Annotated in this window: 10 protein-coding genes; 4 read left to right on the top strand and 6 right to left on the bottom strand. The window is 62.8% G+C overall.

The annotated features are described in order from the left end of the window. Positions 1-795: 795 nt before the first annotated feature. The gene (locus tag L1080_RS32595) at positions 796-978 is read left to right on the top strand and encodes a hypothetical protein (RefSeq protein ID WP_459032359.1); all 183 of its coding nucleotides are present in this window, start codon (positions 796-798) and stop codon (positions 976-978) included. A 364-nt stretch (positions 979-1342) separates the two neighbouring features. Here L1080_RS32595 and L1080_RS32590 read toward each other — a convergent pair whose 3' ends face one another. Genes L1080_RS32590 through L1080_RS32575 form a run of 4 tightly spaced genes read right to left on the bottom strand, consistent with a single transcriptional unit; the run spans position 1343 to position 4552 of the window. Then, the gene (locus L1080_RS32590) at positions 1343-2215 is read right to left on the bottom strand and encodes a polysaccharide deacetylase family protein (protein WP_250776463.1); all 873 of its coding nucleotides are present in this window, start codon (positions 2213-2215) and stop codon (positions 1343-1345) included. A 38-nt stretch (positions 2216-2253) separates the two neighbouring features. Next, entirely contained in the window at positions 2254-3231 is a 978-nt protein-coding gene (speB, locus tag L1080_RS32585) for an agmatinase (RefSeq protein ID WP_250776462.1), read from the bottom strand. Beyond that, complete coding sequence (locus tag L1080_RS32580; protein WP_250776461.1) at positions 3219-3482, bottom strand: SDR family oxidoreductase; 264 nt, start codon at positions 3480-3482, stop codon at positions 3219-3221. The genes speB and L1080_RS32580 overlap by 13 nt, the downstream gene beginning before the upstream one ends. Further along, complete coding sequence (locus L1080_RS32575) at positions 3386-4552, bottom strand: SDR family NAD(P)-dependent oxidoreductase (RefSeq protein ID WP_284708796.1); 1167 nt, start codon at positions 4550-4552, stop codon at positions 3386-3388. Before L1080_RS32575 ends, L1080_RS32580 begins: the two co-directional genes overlap by 97 nt. Positions 4553-4744: 192 nt before the next feature. On the opposite strand from L1080_RS32575, the gene L1080_RS32570 reads away from it, so the two are divergent. Together L1080_RS32570 and L1080_RS32565 are read left to right on the top strand one after the other, a co-directional pair. Beyond that, on the top strand, positions 4745-6247 hold the full coding sequence (locus L1080_RS32570; RefSeq protein ID WP_250776460.1) for a PucR family transcriptional regulator: 1503 nt from the start codon (positions 4745-4747) through the stop codon (positions 6245-6247). 2104 nt (positions 6248-8351) lie between these two features. After that, a complete protein-coding gene (locus tag L1080_RS32565; protein ID WP_250776459.1) occupies positions 8352-9932 on the top strand; it encodes a PucR family transcriptional regulator in 1581 nt (526 codons plus the stop codon). Positions 9933-10060: 128 nt separating this feature from the next. On the opposite strand, the gene L1080_RS32560 is transcribed toward L1080_RS32565, so the two are convergent. Continuing rightward, positions 10061-11527: an aldehyde dehydrogenase family protein gene (locus L1080_RS32560; RefSeq protein ID WP_250776458.1), complete on the bottom strand. Its 1467-nt coding sequence runs from the start codon at positions 11525-11527 to the stop codon at positions 10061-10063. Between the two features lie 31 nt (positions 11528-11558). Continuing rightward, positions 11559-12917 carry a 4-aminobutyrate--2-oxoglutarate transaminase gene (gene gabT / locus L1080_RS32555; RefSeq protein ID WP_250776457.1) on the bottom strand — a complete coding sequence of 453 codons (1359 nt, stop codon included), beginning with the start codon at positions 12915-12917 and terminating at the stop codon, positions 11559-11561. A gap of 163 nt (positions 12918-13080) precedes the next feature. Here gabT and L1080_RS32550 point away from each other — a divergent pair, with 163 nt between their 5' ends. After that, positions 13081-16248, top strand: coding sequence for an NAD-glutamate dehydrogenase domain-containing protein (locus tag L1080_RS32550; protein WP_250776456.1), 3168 nt, complete (start codon positions 13081-13083; stop codon positions 16246-16248). Positions 16249-16786: the final 538 nt, after the last annotated feature.

Below are 16786 nucleotides of genomic sequence, written 5' to 3'. Positions count from 1 at the left end.
CCGCCCTGGAGCTAGAATGAGAATTGACTCTTCGTCTAAGAGATGAGTGTCAATCTGTACATTGGTGCAAATGGCCGCCTTCAGTTGAGTATCGAACCACCGACGGAACGGTGAGTACGGTACTGCCTGCCGTGGGGCACGATCGGCGCACGCGGATTGCGCGGTGGCTGCGCAACGACCAGGGGTCGGCCCACCCTACGGGGAGTGTGTCCATCAGCTCGGTGGCCAGCATTGAGGTGCAGATCGAAACCTGAGTGAGGTTACCGATGCACCCCCACTTTCCCGCAATGTCGGCTGTGGTCGCAGGTGCGTTTTTCAAACATCTCGGGTAGCTACGCGAGGGCGTGTTCGGTACTGGTGCCAGTCGGATCTGTGAGAAGCGGCGGAAACCGTCGGCGACGTCGCCCGCTCGGACGCGATGAGCATGACGCTACGATCCTGCAGTCGACGCCCTTGTTATGTGAACGTCCAGGTGTGCCGAGGTATTCGTGGACCTCGTAGATCGTGGCGACCACGAGCCCGACGGCCCCGGCGATACAGAGATCGGAGGCAATCGGTGAAGGCTGCTGTCGAGAACTGAGTTGGTCATGACCTTGTTGTCTGTGCAGCCCTTGAGGCTGGCTGCGATCTGCGTTCTTGGCGTACGGTAGGCGCCGGGGGCCTGGGATATGGTGGTCCGATTGGCCAGCGCGGACGGACCATCAAGTCTGTCGGTATGCCGTGTCGATTGGACCCATGCTCCAGGTTGCCCATTGGTGTTCGGTAGAACCCGGCACTGGTCATTGCGTCCTCGAGATGCGGGTCATTCCTCATAGAGCGCTCGCCGGTGCGCCACGGTGGGGCGGGGACACCGGCGAGCGCGAGGTCGTCGGTGACCGGCGGTGGGTCCCCGATGATGCCGCCGGGGTTGATGACGTCGATGGGGTCGAAGATCTCCTGAACCGCACGAACGACGCCATGATGGAGTGCATCTCCTAGAGTAGATCGGAGCGGGAGCTGCCGTCGCAGTCTTCCGCGGAGGGTGCCTCCGTGTCTGACCACTAATTGCGGTGCGTATGCGGGCGGCTCATGGAGTTTGTCGACTCTCGCCTCGGATGAGTGGGTGGGTGAGGAGAAAGAGTGCGATGCCTTTGCCGGGCACGATGAGGGCGTCGACGTGTTCGAGGTTGTCGGTGAACCGCCGTCGCGGTTTACCCGGCCGGGCACTTCGGGACGGTCTCGTGGCCACAATGGCAACGAGACCGAATGCCCTGTGGGAATGAAGCCATGTTGCTGGTAGCCGAGCGGGACCTGAACGATCAAGCCCGCCCGGCCAACCCTGTACTGGCGGTCGCGCGCGAATCTAGAGATCGTCCGGATCGGGTCGGCTGATCGATCGAGGCGCTAGTTCCAGTTTCCGCGTGTGGTCTGCAACCTCGCCCAGCGTCGTAGTCCAGACATCGTCACAGGACTTTACATATTGGACAAGCTCCTCAAGCACCGCTGCGCGCGAGGGTCGACCTGACAAGAACGGATGGCTGGTGAGAACGAAACATCCTCCTGCGACGCGGATTCCCTCGAACTCGAGCCCCCAGATCTCGGCGGCCTTACGGGGGCTTTCGATCAGGCCCGAACCGGAGAACCCCGGAATGTAACAGTACTGTTCCCAGTCGTCGAGAGCCCACTGGACTGGAATCTCGACGAGGCGTCGGCTACCGGCCACCGCGAGCTCGTAGGGGTGTTCGGCGTCCATGAGGCTGCTGTCGTAGAGAAATCCACGATCAGCGAGCAGTCCGGGGGAATGCCAATTTAGCTCCCACATGGGAGCCCGATAGCCGACCGGGCGTTGCCCTGTGACGGACTCGAGGGCATCGAGCCCGCGATCGAGGATTGCCGCTTCCTCGATCTCATTGAGGCCGGCCATCGATTCGTGCAGGTACCCGTGGTGGGCCACCTCGTGACCGGCATCGATGATCGCACGAATGACATCCGGATACCGGCGGGCTGTGTACCCAGGGACGAAGAAGGTCGATGTGACCTCGTTCCGGTGGAGCAGGTCGAGAATGCGGGGTACGCCAACCAGGGGTCCGTAGGCCTGGTGTGACATAGCGGTCATGCGGTCCGCGTGCTGACTGGACACGCCGAGCAGGGCTGATTCGGCGTCCACGTCGAAGGTAAAACAGGCAGCGGCCTTCTTACCGTCAGGCCACTGGACTGGTGCGGCGGGTGTCGTCATGATTTAACGATCCTTTGCTCCCGGTGACGCATTGGAGCTCACGACTTCTTCCCCCGAAGGGAGATGAACTCGTATGCAAGGTTGGCTGCGACAACCCCGGTGATCTCGGCGTGGTCGTAGGCGGGGGAGACCTCGACGATGTCGGCGCCGACCAGGTTGAGTCCGTCGAAGCCGCGGACAATGTCGAGCAGTTCGCGGCTGGTCATACCGCCAGCCTCGGGGGTTCCGGTTGCTGGGGCGTGCGCGGGGTCGAGCACGTCGATGTCGATCGACACGTACAGCGCCGTCTCACCGATGGTCTGATGGAGTTGGTCGATGATATCGACGATCGGCCGGCGAGTGAATTCTCGGCAGTGCACGATCTGGAAGCCGAGTTCTGCATCGGAAGCGAGATCGTTCCGTGAATACAGGGACCCGCGGATGCCGACGTGGGCGCTATGGCCGTAGACGAACAAACCGTCCTCGGCTGCCCGACGGAACGGGGTTCCATGGGTCAGGGGTGTCTCGAAGTAGGTGTCCCATGTATCGAGGTGCGCGTCGAAGTGGACGAGTGCGACCGGGCCGTGCACCCGGTTGATCGCCTTGAGCAGGGGATACGCGATGGTGTGATCACCGCCGAGGGTCACCAGTGTCGCACCGTCCTTAATGAGCTCGTGGGCGCTGGTTTCAATCTGGGCGACGGCGGTGTCGATGTCGAAGGGGTTGAACGCGATGTCGCCGGCGTCGACGACCTGCTGGTGTGCGAACGGCTCGATGTCCAGAGCAGGGTTGTAAGGGCGCAGCAGTCGGGAGGACTGGCGAATGTGTGCGGGGCCGAACCTTGCACCGGGCCGGTATGTCACACCGGTGTCGAAGGGTACACCGACGACCGCGACATCGTAGCGGGCGACGTCCTCGATGCGGGGGAGCCGGGCGAAGGTCGAATGGCCAGCGTAGCGGGGGACGCTGAGTCCATCAACCTGACCGACGTGCGCCGTGGTCTGACTGTTGGCGGAGTTATTGGTCACGCTCGGCATCGAGTTGTTCCTCCATTAATCTGAATTGACTGGCCGACGTAGGCACTGATCTCTTTGCGTGTCAGAAGTGCGACAGCAGAGGCGATTTTGTCGGGTCGGCCGATACGGCCGACGGGGATGTCGTGGGCGCACTGGTTGTGTATGTCGGTGAGGGTCAAGTTTGCGTCGGCTGCGCTGACTTCGAGTTGACGGGTGTCGATGACACCGGGTGCGACAGCGTTGACGGTGATGTTCTCGGGGCGAGTTCCCATCCGAGGAATTTGGTGACGTTGATCAGCCCGGACATCGACGCGGCGTATGCGGTGGCGCGTGGCCATCCGGTGACATCCCATTCGAAGGTGACGATGACGATGTTGCCTCTGCCGCGCCGGCGCATGCCGGACCATATTGCCCGAACTGTTTCACCGGTGAGATTCGTTTCGACGATCTTCCACCAGTCTTCTTTTGGGTATTCGCCGAGTGCACCCCATGGACATGTAGGCGGCATTTGCACACCAGGAAGTCGACGGACCCTTCGCTGCGTTCTAACGCGGCCACCGCAGACCGGATCGAGGCGGGGTCGGAAAATATCGGCGGGCTCCGGCAATCCGTTGATCCGTTCGACGACGGCCTTCAGGCTCGCGTTCCCGCTGCGGCCGTTCACACCGACTCGCGCTCCATCAGCAGCGAGGCGTTGGGTAATGGAGCGACCGATCCCTGGGGTGGCGCCGGTGACGAGCGCTATTCGCCCCTTTTGGTGCTGCCGAGTATCCATCAGATCACCGCTCCGCTGTGGGAGGACAACACTTCTCCGGTACAGAAGTCCATTTCGCCGAGGAGGAACTGAACGCTGCGGGCAACTTCGTCGGGCCTGCACAACCGCCGGGACTGCAGGGCGAGATATTCCGGTGCTCGCCAGGGTAAATCGGCTGCTACACATCCGGGTGGAGGTGGGGCCGGAGGCTATCGAGTTGATATGCAGTCCGTTCGGTGCGACTTCGGCGGCAAGGGTCCGCGCGGACCCGATGACCGCGCCCCTGGCTTCGGCGTAATGAGAATCGCCGTCGCCACCACCGATCGCCAAGTTCGGTCCGTGGCCGCGGTCGAGCATCTGCGGCAACGTCGCATAGGCCGTGTTGCGCAGGCCGCCCAGGTGTACCCGAAGCATCCTGTTCCAGGCATCGCCGGTGATGTCCGACACGGGGACGATGAAGTCACTGTTGGTGGCGGCGTCGATCAAGCCGACGTCGCGTTGGACCGATCCGATCGCCTGCGTGACGATCTCGGAATCGGCGACCTTGGCGACGACGTGGTAGCCGGTGACCACTGCCATGCGGGTCATCGCGGTTCCTTTCTGGTAGCGAGGAGCGGGTGTGCCCAACGTCGACCTCCGGGTCGTCCAAATCCATGGTGGTAGTCCGCAGAAAACTGGTGAGGCCAACTATGGTCCTGGAATATCCAGGGGTGAATACTCACAAGGTATAGATTTGATGATCTCATTTAGATGATGATCCAACTTGGTGGGAGAATCCTCATGGCCCTCAGCGTCGGCGATCTGCTGGATACGCCTCACCTACGCCTCGCGCTTCAGGCCGGTCGTGGGGGTATCGGCACCCGGGTGACTTGGGCGCAGACTTCCGATCTGGACAGGCCGTGGGAATGGATGACCGGCGGCGAATTGCTCATGAAGAATGGCCGTACCCTGCCACCCACCCCGGTCGGCCAGATCGCCCTCCTCCATGGTCTGGTCGAACACGGAATCAGCGGTCTCGTACTCGGAATCGACCCCGCCACACCGCCCTTGGACCCGACGGCCGCCACGGAAGCGGACTCACTGCCCCTCCCCGTCATCTTCGCCCCTTATTCGGTGGGATTTGCCGCGATCGGGCGGGCCGTCGCCGACGCCACTACCGCTGACGAGGGTCGTCGATTGGCGGTGACCGAGCGGGTATACACCATGATCCGCAGATCAGTCACCCAGCCGGCGCGGGATGGGGCACTCACGCAACTCGCTCGCGATCTCGCGTGCAAGCTCGCCGTCCTCGACGCAGAGACCGGGCGCCCGGTTCTAGACGACGCCGATGCGATACCGGACGGGCTCCGAGAGGCGCTGTTGACGGAAGTCCGCCTACGCGCCGGCGCCCTCCCCGGAGTTGTTCATCTTGAGGCCGCAGGAACGAGAGCGCAGGTGGTGGAAGTTCCCGACGAAGAGCCCACAATTTTACTGACCTACGCGCACCGCGCCACCGCTCCCGATATTGTGCTCCTCCAGCACATCGCCACAGCAGCGGCGGTCCTGCTCGCCCAACGAGGCATTCGCCGCGAACACGAGCGGCGTATTGGTGGGGAACTATTGGCACATCTGATCGACAACCGGCTCGACGACGACGACGCTCTCCGGCAGCTCTCCGAGCGCACACTCGTCGCGGACGATTGCGTGCTCATCGCCGCCCGCGGCGGGAGTGAGACAGGGGAGCAGCACGTCCATCTCAGCCTCGACCGACGCAGGATCCCCCACCTCCTGCTCAAACGGTCCAGCCTGCTCTACGCTCTGGTTCCCGCCTCCGGAGGCGCGATCAGTGTGCTGCACCGTCGCCTGGGCCCTGATACGGCAGTCGGCGTCAGCGACCCGCTCGGTTCACCGGCCCGGGCCGCGGCCGCGGTTCGGGAAGCGAATTGGGCGGTGCGCGATGCGGCGAACGTTCCCAACCGGCTCAGCAGGTATGCGGACGTCACCTTGTTGTCGGTCCTGCGAGATATTGAAGAAGCGCAGGTGGTGGTGGACCGCATCTTGGGCCCACTGTTGCGCTACGATGCCGAACACGGAAGTGATCTGACGAGAACTCTCGACATCTTCCTCACTCATGATCGTTCCTGGCAGCAGGCCGCCGCCGCGACGGGAGTGCACCGCCAAACCGTGGTCTACCGAATGCGCCGGGTGGAGGAGATCACCGGCCGCAACCTCTCCGCGACCGCGCATATCACCGAGCTGTGGTTGGCCCTGCGGGCACGTGACCTGCTGAGTTCACCCAGCTGAGAAACACACTGGTCCATCCGCGCAGCAACCGGCGGTGAATCGTTATTTGGGTTGGTTATGAGAGCCTTTGAGGATCGTTGTACGCAATTCCATTGGTTTCCAGCCTAGGCTGGTCGTATCGATCTGGTCGTCGGGCAGCAGTCGGTGGGGAACGGCCCCTGGCATCAGATTCCAACAACCAGTAGTGAACCAGTGACTCGAAAACTGGCGGAAGGAAGCAGTATGCGGGAGATCTCTCTCGAGGTGGAATGCGCGTGGGGCTAGGCTCGAGTTCGACGTCATCTAGGCGTACCGCTTCGATGACCGATGGCGTACGGCCGATTATCTTTTGCGGCATGCCGCCATCAAACTAGAAGAACCGGACGTAACCGGATCTCCCACCTGTTTGGTAACCTGATATTTGCTGCCCTTGACTATGGGCTGGCAACGGGGCCCCGCCAGTAGCGTCAGTCGTGTTTCGTGCTGGTGGGGCTCCTTCGCTCTCGCCCATGGTGCGGGGGTGTACCAGACGGTAACCGCGATGGTCGGAGCGCCCGAAGGACGGCGCCTGCGGCGTGTCGTGACGGGAATCGGCGAGGTGCAATCATCAGGTGCATACCGACTTGGAGCCTCGAATTGTTTCCCGAACGGGATCCGCATGACGACGAACACGCCACACCCACATCGTCGGCCGGGCTCCGGCACGGTTCACCCCCCGCATCGCACAGAGCGTCGGTGTACGCGGTGTAGTCGACATCGGGGCGAGGCATGCAGGTGAGCAGAACTGACCCGTCGGAGTAGTAGTCGCGGCCGAAGTCGGTTGTGTCACGGCAGTTCTGCAGCTCTATCTCGATTAGAATGCCCCGGACGAGGCCGTGGCGCCCGAGCCCGATGTGTAGCAGGTCGGCAGGGGCAGGCGAAAAGCCGGTCGCGCAGCCAGTAGGCGTCGTCCGGTGTCGGTGAGGATCGACGACTTCCACCGGTTGGACTGTCACCCAGGATGGAACGAGGTTGATTCGTACCGCACCGTCGCACTGAGGAGGAACGACGTGGGAGGTGCCAATTGAGGGCGGCATACTGTGTTGGTCTGGCTTGAAGGCCTGGTGATCGGTGGCTCCTGACGGCGCCACTGGTCAACCTGCCTGTAGACCTGCAGGGTGAACCGCCTGCGTCCCGCACCCGCCGAGTCGACGCCGTAGCGAGCGTCTTTCGGTAACACGATGCGCAGCGAGGAGACAACGCGGGATACTCGGGGCTTGTCGGTTTGGTCGTCGAGCTGTTTGCGGTGGAAGTGTTCACCGCGATTACTTCGCGGTGGTACGCGGTAGTCACGTCGTTCCAGCCAGTTTGACTGATCAATCGATTGTCGTAGTGGCCGTCCTCGACGGCCACCGGCATGTTCGGCGGCGCCTTTAATGCATGCTCATCCGAACTTGCCAGATTCAGCACCCGGTACCTGTCCGAGCGAATGAGCCTGCACGGGTATTTGGTGATGCCATCGGCATCGATTGACGATACTTTCGCCGGCGGGGTCGACTCACGAGAGGAGTTCCAGGCAAGTCCGGCGAGCGCCGACATGACTGGCGGATGTATCCCACCCAATGTCGGATCCCCGTCCCGGGTTCCAACGTGATGTTGTGCTTGGATATTGACCGCCGGACGGTCTCTGTGAATTAACCCGCGGATATTTTGGCAGCCAATCTGTCGAGCTGGCCGGGGGCGGAGAATCGGCCCTCCTGCGAAACACGATCCGCGCCTTCGACGCGATTACTGCGGCGCCGACCTGAGCGCCTGACACCAGCGAGCAGGCCCCTGGAAGGTAAGGATGGGCCTCAGCATGTCGCGCCTCATAGGGACGCTCCCTAGCCGGAGCGCGAGCGAGCAGGGGAAGAGGCGACCATACGATGTTGTGGCGTCGAGAACCGGTAGACAAGCGATAATTCACTCGAACAGCCGTGAGTAAGCACCATATAGGGTATCTAGGGGTCGAACTCACTCGGGCGTAAGTGCCGCCCATGGACAGCGCGTCCCACTGCCCATCGATCCTATGTATGCGATCGATGGCCAAGCTGGCCGGGTGGCACCGTAGACAAGACCGTTAGCAAGAAGTACGACGAGGAGGAATGTGGCGATAACAGTACGCCGGCTGGCAGCGTATGACGGGCTCGGCCTTTCACTCGTCGCCGGAATCGAGGGCGCAGACAGGGTCATCGATTGGGCACACCCCATCGAGCTCGCTGATCCAACACCCTGGCTATCCGGTGGTGAACTAGTCATGACTACGGGCCTGAAGATCGGCGGAAGCGCAGAGTCGCAATTCGGCTACGTCCATGCCTTGGTTCAAACTTGCGCGGCCGCCCTCGCTTTCGATACCGGCACCACCTTCGACAGCGTCCCCGACGGCATACGCGCGGCTGGCGACGCCCTGGGTCTTCCAATCCTGGCTGTCCCGCCCTCCACACCCTTCATCGCAATCTCCCGTGCGGTGATCGACGAGTTGACAGCGGACCGAATTCGAGAGGTCCAGGACGTCGTCAACCAGCAGGAGAAACTTGCCAGGGAGACCCTGAGCGGGGGCATACCCGCCGTGATCTCAGCTCTTGCCCGCGCGGTGTCCTCAACGGTCGCCGTGATTGATACCGACGGCCGCGTCCTCGCCGAACACGGTGTCGATTCCGCCCGGATAGCTGACCTCGCCCGGTCGACAACAGAGTCAGCGCGCGCGGCAGCTGGTCGGCGAAGGCAGAACAGCAAGGTCGTGGCCGACGGTGACGGCTACTGCACGTTGCAGAGAATCTCGGCCGCGGAGGAATTACGTGGATTCTTGGCGGTGCGTTCGGCCGGACCGTTGTCGCCGTCTGGTCGAGTTTTGATTTCTCACGCAGTCTCACTGATCTCGATCGAGCTTGGCAAGCCAGCGAAGATCGTTGATACTGAGCACCGGTTGCGGGCCGCAATCACACGTGCGCTGCTGAGTCTGAGCGCCGATCTCGACGTCGGTTTGCTGCGCTACTTTGGATTTGACGCCGACTCGTCCATCGTGGCAGTCGTTTTCTCTGACGTCGGTCCGCTACTTGCAGCCGAGCGAGAGGCAGCGAGTTTGCTCGGCTCGTACGGTGCTTCTTACCTGATGGCATCGATGGACACCGCGATCGTGGTGATACTGCCCGCTGACCGGACGGAGTTCGCAGTCCGACTGCACCACCAACTCGGCGCGCAGCTTCAACGAGTCATTGGGGCAGGCCGAGGAGCTCCCGCATCGATCTTCTGTGCAGAACGGAGTGTAAAGCAGGCAGGGACCGCGGCCCGGGTAAGTCGACTGCAGTCGCAACAACTCATCGATTTCTGTGAGTTGGAGACGTTTTCACTTCTGTTGGGCAGTCGCAGCAGTGACGAACTTCAGGCGCTGGAGCAGTCAATGTTGGGGCCACTCGATGCTTACGACTGTCAGCATCCCTCTGCCGCCAGCACATTGGTAGGAACCCTCGAGGCTTTTCTCGAGCAAAATGGGCAGACGGAAGTTGCAGCCGCGGCGCTCGGCGTGCATCGGCACACTATGCGTAACCGAATTAGAAAGATTGTCGAGCTCACCGATCGCGACCTGGATTCCGCACACGTTCGAGCAGAGCTTTGGATCGCGCTGAAAGCACGGGAACTACTTCGAACTACTTCGGGTGCTCGACTAGAAGATGTAAAACTCGACTAACCGATACCTCGGTCTCACGTCTAGCGATGGGAGACAGGCATTGCTTGGCCCACCCTGCACGTCTGTCGCGCCGAAACGGTGAGCCTGACGCCCGGGAAATGTCGACGGCGGTGCGGTGCGGTACCGTCTCAGACTCGAATCGGCCCGCCGCGCAGGTACACCGTGGTGGTGTGGGTGAAGAACTCCCGGGCCGAGCGGCCCTGTTCCTTCGGACCGTATCCGCTCTTCTTCGCGCCACCGAACGGGACGTGAGGGTCGGCGCCGGCGGATTCGGAGTTGATGTGGAGAATGCCGACGTCGATGTCGTCGATGGCGTCCAGGGTGCGGGTGAGGTCCTGGGTGAAGATGGCGGCAGAGAGCCCGAATTCGCTGTCGTTCGCCAGGGCGAAGGCGTCCTCGGCGGTGCGTACTCGCCGGACTGCCAGGACGGGGCCGAACAGCTCCTCACTCCAGACATCGGGGGTCTGCGAGGGCAGCTCGAGTATCGTCGGAGGGACGAAATAGCCTGTCACCAAGGCGCCCTCGGAGTATTCGTGGCCGCCGGCGATCGGCAGCGCCTTCTGTGAGATAGCACGATCGATCCCGGCCTGGATCGAGGTGCGGGCGGCGGCGCTGACGACTGGCCCCATCTCGGTGCCGTCCTGAACAGGGTTACCGACGTTCAGGGCGTCGGCGCGTTTGCCGAGTTCGGCGAGGAAGTCTTCGGCGATGTCGTCGGTGACGATCAGCCGGGATGTCGCGGTGCATTTCTGCCCGGTCGAGCGGAAGGCCCCGAACATTACCTGCTCGGCGGCCAGCTCGAGGTCTGCGTCACCGAGGACGACGGCGGCGTTCTTGCCGCCCATCTCTGCCTGCACCGGAACCCCGCGGGCGGCGCCGGTCGCGGCGATCCTGCGGCCGACTTCGGTGGAGCCGGTGAAGGTGATCGCGTCGATGCCGGGGTGCGCGTTGAGAGCGTTGCCGACGGTCCGGTCACCGATCACCAGGTTCAGCACACCGCTGGGCAGGCCGGCGTCGGTGAGGGCTTGGGCCAGGCGCATCGCCAGGAGCGGCACGGTGCTGGCCGGTTTCCAGACCACGGTGTTGCCGTAGGTCAGTGCCGGGGCGATCTTCCAGGTCGGGATGGCGATGGGGAAGTTGAAGGGGGTGATGACACCGACCACGCCGACGGGTTTGCGGGTGACCAGGATGCGTTCACCCCGGCGCGGTGAGGAGAACACCTCGCCTGCGTCGCGGTCGGCGTCGTTGCCGTAGTAGCGCAGGATCTGGGCCGCGCGCAGTACCTCGCCGATGCCTTCGGGTTTGGTTTTGCCTTCTTCGCGTGCGAGTTCGGTGCCCCACTCCTGGGCTGCGTTCTCGACGATGCCTGCGGCGCGCAGGAGGATCGCGCCCCGCTCGTGGGCGGGGGTACGTGCCCACGCTCGCTTGACCCGTTGGGCTGCCGCGACGGCCCCGTCGAGTGCCGCAGTGTCTGCCAGTCGTCCCTCGGCGACGACGACGTCCGGATCGGCCGGACTGGTGCTGACGACGGTGTCGCCCTCGCCGGCGAGCCACTGTCCGTCGACGAGATGGTGCAGTTGCGCTGGTGTGGTCATGAGGGAATCGTCCTTCCTCGGGTGCGGGGTACTACAGAGCGGCGAACGCATCGCGGAGAACCGAAAAGCCTTCGAGGAGGAGTTCGTCCGAAATCGACAGCGGGGGAAGGAAACGCAGGACATTGCCGAAGGTGCCTGCGGTCAGGGTGAGCAGGCCGTGGGCGAGGCAGTAGCGGTTGATCTCGGCGACGGCCTCGCGATTGGGGGTCTTGGTGCCGGGCTGGACCAGTTCGATCGCCACCATCCCGCCGCGGCCGCGGATGTCTCCGATGATGTCGGTGGTGGCGGCGATGTCGCGCAGTTCGCGGAACATGAGGTCGCCGACGGTCTGCGCCCGTTCGAGCAGGTGGTCTTCCTCGATGGTCTCGAAGACGCCGAGGGCGGCTTCGCAGGCGGCGGGGTTGCCGCTGTAGGTGCCGCCGATCCCGCCGGCGTGTGCGGTGTCCATGATGTCGGCGCGACCGGTGACCGCGGCAAGGGGCATTCCGCCGGCCAGGCCCTTCGCGGTCACGATCAGGTCGGGCACGATGCCCTCGTGCTCGGAGGCGAACCACGTCCCGGTGCGGGCGATGCCGGCCTGCACCTCGTCCGCGACGAACAGGATCCCGCGGTCCCGGCAGAAGTCCGCGATCCGCCGCAGGAATCCCTCGGCGGGGACGATGAATCCGCCCTCGCCCTGGATCGGTTCGACCACGACGCAGGCCACGGTGTCGGCGCCGATCTGGGAATCGACGAGCATCTCGAACTGGGTGAACGCCTCGTCGGCCGCGTTCTCGGCGCCGCTCGGCCACCGGTAGGGGTAGGCCATCGGTGCGCGGTACACCTCGGGGGCGAACGGGCCGAACGTGCTCTTGTACGGCTGGTTCTTCGCAGTCATGGTCATCGTCATCAGGGTGCGCCCGTGGAACGCGTGATCGAACGTGACTACCGCGGGCCGGCCGGTGGCCGCTCGCGCGTACTTGACGGCGTTCTCCACTGCCTCGCTACCGGTGTTGAACAGCGCCGTCCGCTTCTCGTGCTCGCCGGGGGTGAGCCGGTTGAGCGCCTCGGCAACCGCGATGTACGGCTCGTACGGGGTGGCGAGGAAACAGGTGTGCGTGTACTTCGCCAGCTGCCGAGTTGCGCGCTCGACCACCCGCGGTGCGGCGTTGCCGACGGTGGTCACGGCGATGCCACTGCCGAAGTCGATGAACGAGTTACCGTCGACGTCGACGAGGACTCCGCCGCCGGCGGCCGCGGTGTAGATGTCCGCACCGCTGGTCAACCCGGCTGGCAGAGCCGAGGATCGACGGGCAGCGAGTTCCTGGGATCGGGGTCCGGGTATCTCGGTGACGATGCGGCGAACCTGCTCCAGCTGCGGTCCGCCGACGCGTGTGTGCACAGCAGTCATGTCCTGTCCTCCAGTCGGGTTCACCGAGACTGTATGAGGGCAATCACCGAATCCATATCGCCCAGTTGTATATTCCAACCCCTTCTCATCGCCGTCCTGGATGGGTCAATTCAATGCTGTGATCGCGCACACTTACGGCATCGAATTGTTGGAAGGACTAGGGATGAGCACCCGGGTGGCACCACTGGACCATATGGTCACGCCGTTGGCCGCGGATACCGACGAAGCTATCGCGCATCTGCTCCTCACCGATCGCGTGGGCGATCTGATCCCCCGAATGATCTTTCTCTGTGATGGATCCCCCGAGCTGGTGGAGGCCGTCATGCTGTGGCCGTCAGGCCGGCCACTCCTTGCGGACGTGTCCAACATTTTCGAACATTTCGGATTGCGGGTTGCCGATCGCGAAGACCTGCCGTTGCCGATGCATATTCCGGACAGCGCCGCGCTCCACAAGTTCACGTTCCAAACACCACGGGTCTGGCAAAGCGAATCGTTAGGGCTCGTGTCGGAGGGGTTCGAAGCGCACGCTCTGCACGGATTCGAGATCGACGACTACGCGAAGCTGATCGTCGCGGCGGGATTGTCCTGGCGTGAGGTAGTCCTGGTGCGCGCGGTATGCCGCTTCGTGCGACAAGCGGGCCTGGGACTCTCGGAGAGCTACATCATCAATACACTGCTGCGCCATACCGCATTCGCGGATGCTCTGGTGCGCTACTTCGTGAGCCGCTTCGATCCAGATCTACCGGGACGCGACGTGGACGGCGCCTTCCTGGCAGTCAAAGAACGCCTCGATGCCGCTTCAACCTTGGACGAGGACCGGATCCTACGATCGCTGGAAGCATTCGTCACTGCATGCATCCGAACGAACTGGTACCAACTCGACGACCACGGTAAAACGAAGCCCTACGCCGCGTTCAAGCTCGATTCGAGCAAACTAGTTCAGACGGGGCCCGTCGTTCCCTACCGCGAGATCTACGTCTATGCCAACGCGATAGAGGGAATCCATGCCCGCAGCGGCGCGGTTGCTCGGGGCGGGCTGAGGTTCTCCGACCGCCCCGAGGATTACCGCACCGAAGTGCTCAGTCTCATGAAGACCCAGACCGTGAAGAACTCGCCGATCGTGCCGGTCGGCGCGAAAGGTGCGTTCGTGCGTAAAAGCGCGGATATTACTGTGGCAGAGGCATACGCGATCTTCATTAGGGGATTGCTCGATGTGACCGACAATCTGGTGGCTGGAGCAGCCGTCCCCCCCGCCAGAACCCTCACCTACGACGGTCCGGACACATATCTGGTGGTTGCCGCAGACAAGGGCACCGCCTCCTTCTCGGATCTCGCCAACTCGATCGCCGTAGAGGTGGGCTATTGGCTCGGGGATGCGTTCGCATCAGGCGGCTCGCGCGGGTACGACCACAAGGCGATGGGCATTACCGCTCGTGGTGCGTGGATATCGGTGCGCCGACATTTCGACGAACTCGGCCTCAATGTCGACACCGACACATTCACCGGGGTGGGGATCGGCGATATGTCCGGTGACGTGTTCGGGAACGGAATGTTGCTGTCCCGTTCGATCAAGATCGTCGCCGCCTTTGACCACCGGCACATCTTCATCGATCCGGATCCCTGCCCGGAGAGGTCATACGCTGAACGTAAACGCCTGTTCGAGCGGGCCGGATCGAGCTGGGACGATTACGACCGGGACATCCTGTCCGACGGCGCGGGAATTTGGGCGCGGTCGGCTAAGAAGATCTCACTGTCTTCCCAAGCTCAGTCCGCTCTGGGGATCGATCGCAGCCTGATCTCGCCCGACGACCTGATCAAAGCGATCCTCACCGCGCGTGTGGATCTGATGTGGAATGGCGGAATCGGCACATACGTCAAGGCAAGTGGGGAAAGCCACGCGGATGCGGCTGATCCGGTCAATGATTCGGTTCGGGTTGATGCAAACCGACTGCGGTGCTCCGTTGTCGGAGAGGGCGGCAATTTGGGGCTGACCCAGCGTGCTCGAATCGAGTACGCGACTGCCGGAGGCCGTATCAACGCGGATTTCATCGACAACGCCGCCGGGGTGGCCACCTCGGACTTGGAGGTCAACCTCAAGATCGCACTCGACGTGGCGGAACAGCGCGGAAGCATCGATCAGCAGCGGCGCAACAGGATGCTCGCCGAGGCGACTGCCGACGTCGCAAATGCGGTTCTTCGGAACAGCGAAAGTCAGGTCCTGGCCATCAGCTTGGCCGCATCACAGGCGCCCTTGCTGTTGAACCGGCATGAGCGGCTCATCGACAATCTCGAACAACACAGTGGAATCAAGCGCGCAACCGAGTTCCTGCCGACAGAAAAGGAACTCGTCACCAGGACTCGGGCAGGTCTTGGGCTCACCCGTCCGGAGATCGCGGTCCTCCTTGCACAGTCGAAGAACATCGTCAGAGATGAGCTCCTCGACTCGCGAATTCCTGAAGACGCCGCCTTCGCGGGCGTGCTGTCGGCATACTTCCCCCAGCCGATCCGTGATCAACTTCCGGCAGAAACCACCGAGCACTACCTCAGACGTGAAATCATCGCCACAAAGGTTGCAGATGACTTGATCAATCACGTCGGTCCAGGATTGATTTACCAGCTCGAAGAACGGCTGGGTGTGAAGACTCCGGCCGTTGCAGCCGCGTATGCAGTCGTACGAGGCATTTTCAACATCGATGACCTATGGGATGACGGCAGGCGTCGTGCCAACGCGGGAATCAGTGAAAGGTGGGAAGTGCTGCACACCGTGCAGCACTTCATCGAGCGCACCGCTTCGTGGATCCTGCGCCGGCGGCCGGCATCGGTGAACATTCTTGCCGAGATCGACCGCTACCGCCCCGGTGTCAACGCTCTGTTACGCGGCCGCCCCACACCGTCGACGTCCGCAGACACCGCTGACCATTTGCGCTTCCTTGGTGAGGCGTTCGAACTGATCGAAACAGCGCAGAACCGTGGGTGCCCGGTAGAGATGGCCGCGGAGATCCACCGGCGAACAGATGCGATACTGGGGATAACGTGGTTGAGCGGGCATTTAGAGAACCACATGATGACAAACTGGTGGGACTCGATGGCTGCTGTGACGGTACGTGACGACCTTTCCGCGCGGCACCACGCGCTCGTCGGGGCCATCCTTGATCTGGACTGCAGCCCGGACGACGATCCCGTCCACATGTGGCAGGAACGATCCGAGACCGAGATCAGCCGCTTCACGCGCATGACCTCCAAGCTCCGCCGCGACGGCGTAGTCGACGTATCTCGCGCCTGCACCGCGAGTGCCGAACTCGGACTGCTGGTACGTAACACACGAGCATGAGATGGAAGCGGCACACATGGTAAGCCACGCCCGTCCGTATCGGCGTCCTGCACGGGGACGGTATCGGTCCGGAAGTGGTCTCTGCTGCCGTCCGAACCGTCGATTCGGCGCTGGCTGCGCCTGTTGCTGACGGTGTAGGCCTGTTGCGACGTTCGCTAGATTCTGCCCCGATAGCGTGGTCGCAGGCTTGTGTGCCACATTTCGTTTTTCTAGCGGCGTTCTCCCGGGTCGCGGCGAGGTCGATACGCAGTTCGGCGCTGCGTTCTCTGGCTGCTTCGGTTTGAGTTCGAGAGGCGGCGAGTTCCGCTCGGGCGCTGGCAAACTCGTCCCGGTAGTTGTCGGCCTGGGTTCGTTCGGCCTGGATCGCAGCTCGCGCATCGGTCACGGCTGCTTCGAGTCGGCTGATCGTCGCGACGGCCGCGCCGCCTGCTCGTTCGGCGTCCCGTCCAACCGAGCTGTTTCCGAAACCGAGTTCGGCGACGCGGTAGCGCAACCCTTCGATGATTCGGTGATGTTCGGCCACCTTATCCTGGTGTTC

Source organism: Rhodococcus sp. MSC1_016, from assembly GCF_023667485.2.
Classification (GTDB): Bacteria; Actinomycetota; Actinomycetes; order Mycobacteriales; family Mycobacteriaceae; genus Rhodococcus_F; species Rhodococcus_F oxybenzonivorans.
This window is presented reverse-complemented; position numbering and strand designations above follow the sequence as displayed.

Bases quoted from the DNA above. Each gene is read 5' to 3' on its own strand.
- L1080_RS32595 (WP_459032359.1), top strand. From the start codon at position 796: ATGCGGGTCATTCCTCATAGAGCGCTCGCCGGTGCGCCACGGTGGGGC.
- L1080_RS32590 (WP_250776463.1), bottom strand. From the start codon at position 2,215: ATGACGACACCCGCCGCACCAGTCCAGTGGCCTGACGGTAAGAAGGCC.
- speB (WP_250776462.1), bottom strand. From the start codon at position 3,231: ATGCCGAGCGTGACCAATAACTCCGCCAACAGTCAGACCACGGCGCAC.
- L1080_RS32580 (WP_250776461.1), bottom strand. From the start codon at position 3,482: ATGGGAACTCGCCCCGAGAACATCACCGTCAACGCTGTCGCACCCGGT.
- L1080_RS32575 (WP_284708796.1), bottom strand. From the start codon at position 4,552: ATGACCCGCATGGCAGTGGTCACCGGCTACCACGTCGTCGCCAAGGTC.
- L1080_RS32570 (WP_250776460.1), top strand. From the start codon at position 4,745: ATGGCCCTCAGCGTCGGCGATCTGCTGGATACGCCTCACCTACGCCTC.
- L1080_RS32560 (WP_250776458.1), bottom strand. From the start codon at position 11,527: ATGACCACACCAGCGCAACTGCACCATCTCGTCGACGGACAGTGGCTC.
- gabT (WP_250776457.1), bottom strand. From the start codon at position 12,917: ATGACTGCTGTGCACACACGCGTCGGCGGACCGCAGCTGGAGCAGGTT.
- L1080_RS32550 (WP_250776456.1), top strand. From the start codon at position 13,081: ATGAGCACCCGGGTGGCACCACTGGACCATATGGTCACGCCGTTGGCC.